Origin of the sequence: Streptomyces viridifaciens, from assembly GCF_001888885.2 — a bacterium.
Classification (GTDB): Bacteria; Actinomycetota; Actinomycetes; order Streptomycetales; family Streptomycetaceae; genus Kitasatospora; species Kitasatospora aureofaciens.
The window spans coordinates 1,186,574-1,200,003 of record NZ_CP090840.1; the positions used below are offsets into that span (position 1 = coordinate 1,186,574).

The following is a 13,430-nucleotide window of genomic DNA, read 5'->3' on the forward strand; positions in this document are numbered from 1 at the left end:
CTGCGGCAGGGCGACTGCTCGCTCGCGATCACCGGCGGTGTGACCGTGATGGCCACACCGGGGGTGTTCGCAGAGTTCGGCCGACAGGGCGCGCTCGCCTCCGACGGGCGCTGCAAGTCCTTCGCCTCCGCCGCCGACGGCACCGGCTTCGCCGAGGGCGCCGGGTTCCTGGTCGTCGAACGGCTGTCGGACGCCCTGCGGCACGGGCACCCGGTGCTGGCACTGGTCCGCGGCAGCGCCGTCAACCAGGACGGCGCCTCCAACGGCCTCACCGCTCCGAACGGACCCTCGCAGCAGCGGGTGATCCGGCAGGCCCTGGCCAATGCCCGCCTCGGCGCCGACCAGGTCGACGTGGTCGAGGCTCACGGCACCGGCACGCGGCTGGGCGACCCGATCGAGGCCCAGGCCCTGCTGGCGACCTACGGACAGGACCGTGAACTGCCGCTGCTGCTCGGTTCGATCAAGTCGAACATCGGTCACACCCAGGCCGCGGCCGGGGTGGCCGGTGTGATCAAGATGGTGCTGGCCATGCACCACGGCGAGCTGCCGTCGACGCTCCACGTCGACGAGCCGAGCGGACAGGTCGACTGGACGGCAGGCTCCGTCCGGCTCCTGACCGAGCGCCGGCCGTGGGCCCCGGGCGACCGGCCGCGCCGGGCGGGCGTGTCCTCCTTCGGCATCAGCGGGACCAACGCCCACGTGATCATCGAGGAGGCTCCGGCCGTACCGGCCGCCGATCCCGCCCCGGAGACCCCGGGCGGCCCCGGGACCGTTCCCTGGCTGCTTTCCGCCGCGACCCCGGAGGCCCTGCGTGCGCAGGCCGAACGCCTGCTCCCGGCCGTGGGCGACGCCCGTCCGGTGGACGTCGCGTACTCCCTGGCAACGACCCGCGCCGCGCTGGAACACCGGGCGGCCGTGATCGGCGACGATGCGGAACAGCTGCGGACCGGCCTGCGCGCGATCGCGGACGGCCAGGCGCCGACCGGTGTCGCCACGAGCGGGCGCAGCGCCTTCCTGTTCTCCGGTCAGGGGTCGCAGCGGTTGGGGATGGGCCGGGAGTTGTACGAGCGTTTCCCGGTGTTCGCGGAGGCCTTCGACGCGGTGTGTGCGGAGCTGGACCTGCCGGTGCGGGAGGTGGTGTGGGGTGAGGACGCGGAGCTGTTGAACCGGACGGACTTCGCTCAGGCGGGGTTGTTCGCGGTGGAGGTGGCGCTGTTCCGGCTGGTGGAATCGCTGGGGGTGCGGCCGGAGTTCGTGGCCGGGCATTCGATCGGTGAGGTGGCCGCCGCGCACGTGGCGGGGGTGTTCTCGCTGGCGGACGCCTGCACCCTGGTGGCGGCGCGTGGCCGGTTGATGCAGGCGCTGCCCTCCGGTGGCGCGATGCTGGCGGTGCAGGCGACGGAGGAGGAGGTTTGGCCGCTGCTGGGCGAGTCGGTGTCGATAGCCGCCGTGAACGGGCCGTCCTCGGTGGTCGTTTCGGGCACGGAGGAAGTGGTCGCGGCGGTCGAGGCGCACTTCGCCGACCGGAAGACCAGTCGCCTGCGGGTCTCGCACGCCTTCCACTCCCCGCTGATGGACCCGATGCTGGACGAGTTCCGTACCGTCCTCACCGGTCTGACGTACCACGCGCCTTCGATCCCGCTGGTCTCCAACCTGACCGGCGAGCTGGTCAGCGGCACGACCGACGCGGACTACTGGGTGCGCCACGTCCGCGAGACCGTCCGCTTCGCAGACGGCCTCCGCACCCTCCACGCCGCCGGCGTCCGACGCTTTGTCGAAATCGGCCCAGATGCCGTCCTGACCGCCCTGACTGCGAACGCGTTGTCCGACGGCGAGACCGAGCCGATCGCGACGCTCCGCCGCGGACACGAGGAGGAGCGGACCTTCGTCGGCGCCCTGGCGCGGCTCCACGTGCTCGGCGCGTCGGTGAACTGGTCCGCCTTCCTCGCCGGGACGGGCGCCCGGCGGATCGCCCTGCCGACGTACGCGTTCCAGCACCGCCGGTTCTGGACGGACGCCCCGGCCTTCCTCCCCACGGCGGAGTCCGCCGGGCTGGCGAACGCCGGGCACCCGCTGCTCACCGGCTCGCTCGAACTGGCCGACGCGGCCGGGATGGTGTTCACCGGCCGGTTGTCCGCCCGGTCACAGGACTGGCTGTCGGACCACGTGGTGCTGGGCTCGGTGCTGGTGCCGGGGACGGCGCTGGTGGAGCTGGCCGTCCGGGCCGGGGACGAGGTCGGCTGCGACCGGGTCGAGGAACTGACCATGGCCGCGCCGCTGGTCCTGCCGGCGGAGGGATCGGTCCGCCTCCAGGTGAGGGTGGCCGAACCGGATGCGTCCGGCCGCCGCGCCGTCGGCATCCACTCCACGGCGGACAGCGGCCCGGCGCCGGTGTGGACCCTGCACGCGAGCGGCGTGCTGGCCGCGGGTGCGGCGCCGATGGCGTTCGATGCCTCGGCGTGGCCGCCGGCCGGTGCGCAGGCGGTGGACGTGAGTGGTCTTTACGAGGGGCTGGCCGGGGCCGGGTTCGGTTACGGTCCGGCGTTCCGGGGCCTGCGGGCGGCCTGGCGGCGCGGTGACGAGGTGTTCGCCGAGGTGGCCCTGCCCGAGGGTACCGAGGGTGCGGGCTTCGGTCTGCACCCGGCGCTGTTCGATGCCTGTCTGCACGGCTTCGCGTTGGCCGGTTCCGAGGGGGAGGCCGGCGGGGTGCCGTTCGCTTGGAAGGAGGTGTCGCTGCACGCCGCGGGCGCGTCGGCGGTCCGGGTCCGGCTGACCCGGACGGCGGCCGGTGCGGTGTCGCTGGCGATCGCCGACACCGAGGGACGGCCGGTCGCGTCGGTCGGTGCGCTGGCGGTGCGGCCGATCGCGGCCGAGCAGCTCGCGGCCGCACCGCGGGTGGGCCGTGACGAGCTGTTCCGGGTGGACTGGGTGCCGGTGGAGCCGGTGGTGCCGGTTGTCGGGTCGTTTGTGGAGGTCGGGTCGCTGGCGGAGGTGCCGGGTGAGGTGCCGCCGGTGGTGGTGGTGCGGTCGGTGGCCGGTGGTGGGGTGCACGAGCGGTCGGCGTGGGCTCTGGAGTGGGTGCAGGGTTGGTTGGCGGAGGAGCGGTTCGCGGCTTCGCGGTTGGTGTTCGTGACGCGTGGTGCGGTGGACGGCACGGATCTTTCCGCTGCTGTCGTGTGGGGTCTGGTGCGGTCGGCGGTTTCGGAGGAGCCGGGTCGGTTCGGTCTGGTGGATCTTGCGGGGGAGGAGGAGTTGCCGGCGTCCGCGTTGGGTGTGGACGAGCCGCAGTTGCTGGTGCGGGAGGGCGAGGTCCTTGCGGCTCGGCTGGTGCGGGCGGAACCGGCGGTGGTGCCGGTGGTGTGGCCGGGTGAGGGCACGGTCCTGGTGACCGGTGGGACGGGTGGTCTGGGTCGGGTGATCGCCCGGCATCTGGCGGGTGAGCACGGTGTGCGCCGTCTGTTGTTGGTGAGCCGCCGGGGTGCGGAGGCCGAGGGTGTGGGGGCGTTGCTGGCGGAGTTGGAGGTGCTGGGCGCGCGGGCGGTGGTCGAGGCCTGTGATGTGGCGGACGAGGCGGCGGTGGCGGGTCTGTTCGCCCGGCACGAGATCCGTGCGGTGGTGCACGCGGCCGGGGTGATCGATGACGGGGTGGTCGGCTCGCTGACTCCTGACCGGGTCAGTGCTGTGCTCCGTCCGAAGGCGGATGCGGCGTGGAATCTGCACCGGGCGGCCGAGGGTGTGGATGTGTTCGTGTTGTTCTCGTCCATGGCGGGGACGTTCGGCAGTGCGGGGCAGGCGGCGTATGCGGCGGGCAATGCCTGTCTGGACGCGTTGGCGGTGCACCGGCGTGCGCTGGGTCTGCCGGGGGTGTCGCTGGCGTGGGGTCCGTGGTCCGGGGTGGCGGGCATGACCGGCACCCTCACCGAAGCCGAACGGGTGCGGATGACCCGCGCGGGAGTGCCGCCGTTCGACCCGGAGCACGGGCTGGCGCTGTTCGACGCGGCAGTCGGCGCGGCGGAAGCGGCCGTCCTGCCCGTCCGGCTCGACCTGGCCGCGGTCCGGGACCGGGGCGAGGTCCCCGCCCTGCTGCGCGGCCTGGTCCGGACACCGGTGCGTCGGGCGGCCTCGGCCCCCGCCGCGATCGACCTGACCCGGCGGCTCTCGGGCCTGGGCGCGGAGGACCGGCACGAAGCCGTCCTCGACCTGGTGCGTGACCAGATCGCGCTGGTGCTGGACCACCGGAGCCGGGCGACGGTCGACCCCTCCCGGGCGTTCCAGGACCTCGGCTTCGACTCGCTGACGGCGGTGGAGCTGCGGAACCGGCTGCGGTCGGTCACCGGGCTCCAGCTCCCGGCGACCGTCGTTTTCGACTACCCGACCGCCCGTGCCCTGGCCGGCTTCCTGCTGGACGGCCTGCTCGGCACCGAGCGGACGACGGAACTCCCGGCGGTGGTGACCACGCCGTCCGACGACCCGATCGTGATCGTCGGCATGGCCTGCCGCTACCCCGGAGGCGTCGCCTCACCGGAGGACCTGTGGCGGCTGGTCGCCGACGGGTTGGACGCGGTGTCGGACTTCCCGGCGGACCGCGGCTGGGACGTCGAGTCGCTGTACCACCCGGACCCGGACCACACCGGCACCTCCTACACCCGCACCGGCGGGTTCCTGCGCGAGGCGGCCGCGTTCGACGCGGGCTTCTTCGGGATGAGTCCGCGGGAGGCGTTGGCGACGGACGCGCAGCAGCGGTTGCTGCTGGAGACGTCCTGGGAGGCGTTCGAGCGGGCGGGTATCGACCCGGTGACGTTGCGGGGCAGTCGTACCGGTGTGTTCGCGGGCGTGATGTACGCCGACTATGCCGGCCTGCTCGGCGGTGGTGAGTTCGAGGGTTACCAGGGCAGTGGCAGTGCGGGGAGCGTGGCCTCGGGCCGGGTCTCCTACACGCTCGGTCTGGAAGGCCCGGCGGTGACGGTCGATACCGCCTGCTCCTCCTCGCTGGTGGCCATGCACCTGGCCGCCCAGGCCCTGCGCAGCGGTGAGTGCTCGTTGGCGCTGGCCGGCGGTGTGACGGTGATGTCCACCCCGGCGACGTTCGTCGAGTTCTCCCGGCAGCGCGGTCTGGCCGCCGACGGCCGCAGCAAGGCCTTCGCGGAGGCGGCGGACGGGGTCGGCTGGGGCGAAGGCGTGGGCATGGTCGTGCTGGAGCGTCTTTCGGATGCCCGGCGCAACGGTCACCGGGTGCTGGCGGTGCTGCGGGGCAGTGCGGTGAACCAGGACGGTGCGTCCAATGGTCTGACGGCGCCGAACGGTCCGTCGCAGCAGCGGGTGATCCGGCAGGCGCTGGCGAGCGCGGGGCTGTCGGCGGCCGAGGTCGACGCGGTGGAGGCGCACGGGACCGGGACGACGCTGGGTGACCCGATCGAGGCGCAGGCGCTGCTGGCGACGTACGGGCAGGACCGTGAACTGCCGCTGCTGCTCGGTTCGATCAAGTCGAACATCGGGCACGCCCAGGCGGCGGCCGGTGTCGCTGGTGTGATCAAGATGGTGCTGGCCATGCAGCACGGCACGCTGCCGAAGTCACTGCACATCGACCAGCCCTCCTCGCACGTGGACTGGACAGCGGGCGCGGTGGAACTGCTGGCCGAGCGCACGGAGTGGCCGGCCACCGGTCACCCGCGCCGGGCAGGCGTGTCCTCCTTCGGGATCAGCGGCACCAACGCGCACCTGATCCTGGAACAGCCCGATCCGGTGGCGGACCCGGAGGCCACCGAGGCCGGTGGCCTGGTGCCGTGGGTGGTGTCCGCCAAGTCGGAGGCGGCGCTGGACCTCCAGCTGGCCCGGTGTGCCGGAGCAGCCGGACTCCCGCTCACAGATGTGGCGTTCACTCTGGCGGGCCGGTCGCGGTTCGGGCACCGGGCGGTGCTGGTGCACGGCGTGGAGGTGGCCCGGGGGGTGGCTTCGGAGGGCAAGCACGCCTTCCTGTTCTCCGGGCAGGGCTCGCAGCGGCTTGGTATGGGCCGGGAGTTGTACGAGCGCTTCCCGGTGTTCGCGGAGGCTTTCGACGCGGTCTGTGCGGAGCTGGACCTGCCGTTGCGGGAGGTCGTCTGGGGTGCGGACGCGGAGCTGCTGAACCGGACGGACTTCGCTCAGGCGGGGTTGTTCGCGGTGGAGGTGGCGCTGTTCCGGCTGGTGGAGTCGTTGGGGGTGCGGCCGGAGTTCGTGGCCGGGCATTCGATCGGTGAGATCGCCGCCGCGCACGTGGCCGGGGTGTTCTCGCTGGCCGACGCCTGCACCCTCGTGGCCGCCCGTGGCCGGCTGATGCAGGCGCTGCCCTCCGGTGGCGCGATGCTCGCGATCGAGGCGACGGAGGAGGAGGTCCGGCCGCTGCTGAACGACGAGGTGTCGATAGCCGCCGTCAACGGGCCCACCTCGGTGGTGGTGTCCGGCGCGGAGGAGGCCGTGGAGGCGCTCGGCGAGCACTTCGCCGAGCGGAGGACCAGCCGGCTGCGGGTCTCGCACGCCTTCCACTCCCCGCTGATGGACCCGATGCTGGACGACTTCCGGCAGGTCCTCGACGGCCTGACCTACCGTGCGCCGTCGATCCCGCTGGTCTCCAACCTGACCGGGGAGCTGGTCACCGGCACGACCGACGCGGACTACTGGGTGCGCCACGTCCGCGAGACCGTCCGCTTCGCCGACGGCCTCCGCACCCTGCACGACCAGGGCGTCCGCCGGTACCTCGAACTGGGCCCCGACGCCGTCCTCACCGCCCTCACCGCGAACGCGCTGCCCGAGGCCGACGACACCGTCACCGCCCCGGCCCTGCGCCGCAACCGCCCCGAGGAAGCGACCTTCGTGGAAGCCCTCGCCCGGCTCCACGTCCACGGCACCGACGTCGACTGGCGCGCCCTGCTCGCCGGAGCCGGTCGGCACCTCGCGGAGCTCCCGACCTACGCCTTCGAGCACCGGGACTACTGGCCGACCGGGCTGCCCGTCGGCCGGGGCGTCGAGTCCGCCGGCCTCAGGACCGCCGAGCACCCGCTGCTCACCGGTTCGCTGGAGCTGGCCGACAGCGACGGCGTCCTGTTCACCGGCCGTCTGTCGACCCGCTCGCACCCCTGGGCCGGGGACCACGTCGTCCTGGGCTCCGTCCTGGTGCCGGGGACGGCGCTGGTGGAGCTGGCCGTCCGGGCGGGTGACGAGGTCGGCTGCGACCGGGTCGAGGAACTGACCCTCGCGGCGCCGCTGGTTCTTCCGGGGACGGGCGCCGTACAGCTCCAGCTCGCCGTCGGCGCGCCGGACGACGCGGGCCGACGGCCCGTGACCGTGCACTCCCGTCCGGGCTCGGGCGGCCTGCAGCCCTGGACCCTGCACGCGAGCGGCATCCTGGGGACGGGTGCGGCGCCGGTGGAGTTCGACACCTCGGTGTGGCCGCCGGCCGGTGCCGAGCAGATGGATCTGAGCGGTCTTTACGAGGGGCTGGCCGAGGCCGGCTTCGATTACGGACCGGCGTTCCGGGGCCTGCGGGCGGCCTGGCGGCGCGGTGACGAGGTGTTCGCCGAGGTCGCCCTGCCCGAGGGCATCGAGGGTGCGGGCTTCGGCCTTCACCCGGCGCTGTTCGACGCCTGCCTGCACACGCTCGCCGCGGGTGGCGGGCAGGGCGAGGGCGGGGCCGGGGTGCCGTTCGCCTGGGAGGACGTCGCGTTGCACGCCTCCGGTGCGTCGGCGCTCCGGGTCCGGCTGGCGCCGTCGGCATCCGGCGGACTGGCGTTGGCCGCCGTCGACGCCGACGGGCGCCCGGTGACGTCGGTGGGCTCGCTCACGGTCCGGCCGGTCACCGCCGAGCAGCTGGGCGCCGTCGACCGCCCGGCCGGTCATGACGCGCTGTTCCGCGTCGACTGGGTGCCGGTGCCACTGCCGGCCGACGCAACCGGCAGCGCCGTTGCAACCGGCACCGCCGCCGCAACCGGTTCCACCGGTGCGGCCGCCACCTCGGACCGGACCGACCCGGACACCCCCTTCCTCTCGGTCGAGCCGACCGCAGAGGCGTTGGCCGCGCTCGCCGGGCACTCCGAGTTGCCCGCCGTGGTGTTCACCGAACTCCCCGCCGGCGGCGCCGAGTCGGTGCACGACCGGGCGGCCGAGGTCCTGGACCTGGTGCGGACCTGGCTCGCGCACGACGAGTTCGCCGCCGCGCGGCTGGTCTTCGTGACGCGCGGCGCGGTGTCCGGTGACGACCTCGCCGCCGCCACCGCCTGGGGCCTGGTGCGATCGGCGGCCTCGGAGGAGCCGGGCCGGTTCGGCCTGCTCGACCTGGCCCCCGGCGAGACCGGCTTCCGGCCCGCCGTCGCAGCCATCGACGAGCCGCAACTCCTGCTGAGTGGAGGCGAGTTGTTCGCCGCCAGGCTGGTCCAGGAGGAGCTCGCGAGCACGCCGCCGAGCTGGCCCACCGAGGGCACCGTGCTGATCACCGGCGGCACCGGCGGCCTGGGCCGTCTGGTGGCCAGGCACCTCGCCGCCGAGCACGGCGTGCGCGGCCTGCTCCTGGTCAGCCGCAGCGGCGCCGCCGCCGACGGCGTGCCCGAGCTGGTCGCCGAGCTGGCCGAAATGGGCGCCGAAGCGGTGGTGGAGGCCTGCGACGTGGCCGACGAGGCCGCCGTCACCGGCCTGTTCGCCAGGCACGACATCCGTGCGGTGGTGCACACCGCGGGCGTCCTGGACGACGGGACGATCGGCTCGCTCACGCCCGAGCGGATCTCCGGAGTCCTGCGCCCGAAGGCGGACGCCGCGTGGCACCTGCACCGCGCCACCGAGGGCCTGGACCTCACCGCCTTCGTCCTGTTCTCGTCGGCGGCCGGGACGCTCGGCAACCCGGGCCAGGCCAACTACGCCGCGGCCAACGCGTTCCTGGACGCGCTCGCCCGGCACCGGCGCTCCCTCGGCCTGCCCGCGGTCTCGCTGGCCTGGGGCCCGTGGACCGGTGGCGACGGCATGACCGGCGCGCTCACCGGGGCCGAGGCCGAACGCCTGGCCCGGGCCGGCCTGCCGCCGCTCACCCCGGACCTGGGACTGGCGCTCTTCGACGCCACCACGGCAGGCCCGGAGCCCGTCGTCCTGCCGCTGCGACTGGACCCGGCCGCCCTGCGGCAGCGCGGCGAGCTCCCGCCCCTGCTGCGCGGACTGGTCCGGATGCCGGTGCGGCGCGGTGCGGCCGCGGGTGCGGACGGTGTGCCGGGCGGCGGCGCCGCGTTCGTCCGACAGTTGTCCGAACTGCCGGGCACCGAGCGGGGCGAGGCGCTGCTGGAGGCGGTCCGCCGACAGGTGGCCGCCGTCCTCGGGCACACCGATCCGTCCGGGGTGGACCCGCAGCGGGCCTTCCAGGACCTCGGCCTGGACTCGCTGACGGCCGTCGAGCTGCGCAACCGCCTGGGCTCGCTGGTGGGCCTGCGACTGCCCGCCACCCTGGTCTTCGACCACCCGACGGTCGCGGACCTGGCCGAGCATCTGTTCGACCGGCTCGGCCTGGCACCCGAACCGACCGCCGGGCCGGCCGCGATCCTGGCCGAACTCGACCGGCTGGAGAAGGCGTTCGGCGCGGGCGAGGCCGAGGGAGCGGACCAGGAGCTGTTCGACCAGGTGGCCGCCCGCCTGGACGTGCTGCGCTCGAAGTGGCTCGCCGCCGGGAGCGCCGCCGCGGCCGGGCCCGCAGGCCCGGGGGCCTTCGACTTCGACACGGCCTCGGACGACGAGATGTTCGAGCTGCTGGACAACGAACTGGGCCTGTCCGACTGACCGGTCCGCCGCCCTTCCCGTCGCGGGAGCCCACTCGGTGGGCTCCCGCGATCTCCGTTGCGCCCACGGCGGCCGACCGTCGGTCGGCGGTGAGCGGCGCCGCATCGTGCCCCCGCCCGTCCGGACGCCAGTTCTGGGAGCTCACCTAGCGCCACCGGCCGCACAGTGGGCGGCATCGTGCGGCGGCGGACGTCGCTCCACACGGCCGGGAGGCAACGATGGGACCGATGGTGCTCGGGGACCTGCTCGACGAGGCGGAGCCGGCCCTGCGGGGTGTGGCGCGGTCGGCGGCCCGGCGGGAGGTGGTGGAGCTGGCCGCGCGGGTGCTCGGGGCGGAGCCGGACGGGCTGGATCCGGCACGGCCGCTGGACGGCCGGGCGGTGCGCCGGCTGCGCGAGCTGGTGCGCCGCAGAGCCGACGGTGTCCCGCTCGGCCATCTGACCGGGCGAGTGGTCTTCGCCGGCCTCGAACTCGCCGTCGGACCGGGGGTGTTCGTGCCCCGGGTACACAGTGAGCTGGTGCTGGCGGCCGGTCGGAAGGCCGTCGAGGGCATCGCCGGGCCGACGGTGGTGGACCTGTGCGCCGGTTCCGGCGCGATCGGGCTGGCACTCGCCCACGCGCGGCCGGACGCCCGGGTGCACGCGGTCGAGTTCGATCCCGTCGCCGTGGACTTCACCCGCCGCAACGCGGCCCGGCGGGCCGCGCTCGGGGACGCCGAGGTCACCGTCCACGAGGGGGAGGCGGCCCGGGCGGGCGCCCTCACCGGGCTGGCGGCCGGGGCCGACCTGGTGCTCGCGAACCCGCCGTTCATGCCGGACGCGGCAGAGGTGCCGGACGAGTTCGGCCGCTACCAGCCCCGGCAGGCGGTGTTCGGCGGCGCCGACGGCCTGCGGGTGGTCCGGCAGGTGGTGGAGGCGGCGGCCGGTCTGCTGCGGCCTGGCGGTGTGCTGGTGGTCGAGCACGGCCACCTGCACGGCGCGACGGTCCCGGGGCTGTTGCGGGAGTCCGGCCGCTTCGCCGACGTGTCCTGCCGCCCCGACCACGACGGCTGGCCGCTCTACTCGTCCGCGGTGCGGACGGCCTCCTGACCCGGGCCGGCGCCGGGGGCCGCGGAGCCGTCAGGAGGCCGCGCCGTGGTGCCGGTCGGGGCGCCGGACGCCGGGCCCCGCCGCAGGCGCCCCCGGCCCCGCCGCAAGCGCCCCGGGGTACGGTTCAGAGCCGCAGGAGGCCGGCGGCGGTCGGCCGGAAGCCGCACTCGCCGTAGAAGGACTCCAGGTGCGGCTCGTAGTCGACGTGCAGCCACTCCGCGCCGCACGCCCTGGCCTCGTCGGCGGCCGCCCGCACCAGGCGCACCCCGAGCCCCCGCCGGCGCTCGTCCGGGTGCACGGTGGTGTCCAGGACGAAGGCGTGCGCGCCGCCGTCACCGACGACGTTGACGTATCCGATCAGCCGGCCGGCCCGTCGTGCCGCGATCCAGGTCAGGCTGCGGGACAGCACCGGGGCGAAGGAGGTCGGCCGGTGATCCGGCCAGGCCGCTCCGAACAGCTCGTTGAGCTCGGCGTCCGTCAGACCGGGACGGACCGTCAGGACCTCACCGGCGGTCGGCGACGCATCGTTGATCACCATGCGGGGCAGCCTGCCATGACCTCGCGGCCGCGGTCGCCCGGTTTCCGTCCCCCGGTGCCCACACACCCGCGCACGGGAAAGTCGGCCGGTCCGACTTCCCGTGCGCGGGCGGGGTGCCGTCAGCGCGGTGTGAGCGGCCGGCGGAAGCCACGCGCCGCCAGCCAGGCACCGAGCCCGGCCACGGCTGCGCCGAGCAGCAGGGCCGGCCCGGCGGAGCCGGTGCCGGGCAGTCCGAGGGCCAGGGCGCGGGTGGTGTCGATCGCGTAGGTGAGCGGGTTGACGTGGGCGACCGCGGCCAGCCAGCCGGGGAGGTCGGCGGTGGGGACGTAGGCGCTGGAGGCGAACATCAGCGGGAGCACCGCGATGATCGCCAGGTTCTGGATGGGTTCGGCCCGGCGCAGCCAGGCGGCCGCGGCTATGAAGAGCCAGCCGAGCGCCCAGCTCATGAAGAGGGTCAGCCCGATCGAGGCGGCGACGGCACCCGCCCCGCCGCGCGGGTGGTAGCCGAGCAGGAGCGTGCCCAGCAGCAGGATGATCACGGCCTGCACCGCGGCGCGCACCAGGGTGGTGAGGCTGCGCGCGAGCAGGAGGGAGCCCGGGGCGACGGGCAGGCAGCGCAGCCGGGCGACGATGCCGTTCTGGAGGTCCTCGACGAGCCCGACCCCGGACTGGACGGCGGACTGCACCGCGTTGTCCACGAGGACGGCGGGCAGGACGAAGTCGAGATACGTGACGTCGGGCGGGAAGTGCGGGGGCAGGCCCATCCGGCTGAACACCTGGGAGAGCACCACCAGAGTGATGACGGGTTGGAGCAGGCCGAACAGCAGCACGGCCGGGTCCGTGACGAGTGCGCGCAGCGACCGCCCGGTGAGGATACGAACCTGGGTCGGCCGCGAACTGCCCCGCCAGGCCGGGGCGGTGGGCATCGGGGTGCGGGGCGGGCGGCCGGTGTCGAGGCTGCTGGCCGGGGTGGTCGGGGTGGTCACCGGGCGGGTCCTTCCGAGCGGTCGGGGCGGTGGGCCAGGGCGAGGTAGACGTCCTCCAGGCCGGGCTCGCCGAAGGTCAGTTCGGCGGCCTCGACCCCCACCCCGTCGAGCGCCCGGACCACCGCCGCGACCTCGCGGGTGGCCTCGATGGGGACGACCAGTGCGGTGCCCTTCCCCCCGGTGGCGGGCGCGAAGCCGGCCTCGCGCAGGGCCCGGACGGCGCGGTCCGGGTCGTCGGAGGGCTCCAGGACGAGGGTGACGGTGCGCCGCCCGACCCGGGCCTTGAGCTCGGCCGGGGTGCCGTCGGCGACGACGGTGCCGCCGGAGAGCACGGTGATGGAGTCGGCGAGCCGGTCGGCCTCGTCCAGGTACTGGGTGGTGAGCAGCACGGTGGTGCCCTCGGCGACCAGGCCCTCGACGATCTCCCACAGGCCGAGCCGGCTGACCGGGTCCAGCCCGGTGGTCGGCTCGTCGAGGAACACCACCTCGGGCCGCCCGACCAGGCTCGCGGCCAGGTCGAGGCGGCGGCGCAGCCCGCCCGAGTAGCCGCGGGCGGGCCGGTCGGCGACGTGTCCGAGGTCGAACAGGCCGAGCAGTTCGTCGGCCCGGGCCCGGCCGGCGCGGCGTCCGGCCCCGAGCAGCCCGGCGAGCAGCAGCAGGTTGTCGCGGCCGCTCAGCCGTCCGTCGACGGTGGCGTACTGGCCGGTGAGGCCGATCCGCCGGCGGACCTCGGCCGGCCGGTCGCGGACGTCGTACCCGGCGACGCTGGCCCGGCCGGTGGTGGGTGGCAGGGCGGTGGTGAGGACGTTGACCAGGGTGGTCTTGCCGGCCCCGTTGTGGCCGAGCAGGGCCAGCACGCTGCCCCGGGGGACGGTGAGGCTGACCGAGTCGAGGGCGCGGACGTCGCCGAAGGTCATGCCGACGTCGACCGCCTCGATCACGGGGTCGTCGGCGCCCGGGGGCGTGGGGGTCATGGCCGGTTCTCCGTAGGGCGGTGGTGGTCGGACAGGTCGGGTGAGCCGCTCGTGACGG

At 74.8% G+C, this 13,430-nt stretch carries 5 protein-coding genes (1 of these 5 cut by a window edge); 2 read left to right on the forward strand and 3 right to left on the reverse strand.

The annotated features are described in order from the left end of the window. On the forward strand, positions 1-9,786 hold the final stretch of the coding sequence (locus tag BOQ63_RS04960) for a type I polyketide synthase (RefSeq protein ID WP_465398211.1). 20,952 nt of this gene lie to the left of the window's left edge; 9,786 of the gene's 30,738 nt are visible here — the last part of the coding sequence; its start codon lies off the left edge, out of view; it ends in the stop codon at positions 9,784-9,786. A gap of 227 nt (positions 9,787-10,013) precedes the next feature. Then, complete coding sequence (locus BOQ63_RS04965) at positions 10,014-10,874, forward strand: N5-glutamine methyltransferase family protein (RefSeq protein ID WP_051835652.1); 861 nt, start codon at positions 10,014-10,016, stop codon at positions 10,872-10,874. A 124-nt stretch (positions 10,875-10,998) separates the two neighbouring features. Here BOQ63_RS04965 and BOQ63_RS04970 read toward each other — a convergent pair whose 3' ends face one another. The 3 genes from BOQ63_RS04970 to BOQ63_RS04980 all read right to left on the reverse strand — a co-directional run bounded on the left by BOQ63_RS04970 (position 10,999) and on the right by BOQ63_RS04980 (position 13,372). Continuing rightward, entirely contained in the window at positions 10,999-11,412 is a 414-nt protein-coding gene (locus BOQ63_RS04970; protein WP_360329283.1) for a GNAT family N-acetyltransferase, read from the reverse strand. A gap of 119 nt (positions 11,413-11,531) precedes the next feature. Continuing rightward, positions 11,532-12,398: an ABC transporter permease gene (locus BOQ63_RS04975; protein WP_232543197.1), complete on the reverse strand. Its 867-nt coding sequence runs from the start codon at positions 12,396-12,398 to the stop codon at positions 11,532-11,534. Continuing rightward, the gene (locus tag BOQ63_RS04980) at positions 12,395-13,372 is read right to left on the reverse strand and encodes an ATP-binding cassette domain-containing protein (RefSeq protein WP_030557702.1); all 978 of its coding nucleotides are present in this window, start codon (positions 13,370-13,372) and stop codon (positions 12,395-12,397) included. The genes BOQ63_RS04975 and BOQ63_RS04980 overlap by 4 nt, the downstream gene beginning before the upstream one ends. Positions 13,373-13,430: the final 58 nt, after the last annotated feature.

Excerpts from the sequence above, each read along its gene's own strand:
- BOQ63_RS04965 (WP_051835652.1), top strand. The coding sequence starts at position 10,014 with ATGGTGCTCGGGGACCTGCTCGACGAGGCGGAGCCGGCCCTGCGGGGT.
- BOQ63_RS04970 (WP_360329283.1), bottom strand. The coding sequence starts at position 11,412 with ATGGTGATCAACGATGCGTCGCCGACCGCCGGTGAGGTCCTGACGGTC.
- BOQ63_RS04980 (WP_030557702.1), bottom strand. The coding sequence starts at position 13,372 with ATGACCCCCACGCCCCCGGGCGCCGACGACCCCGTGATCGAGGCGGTC.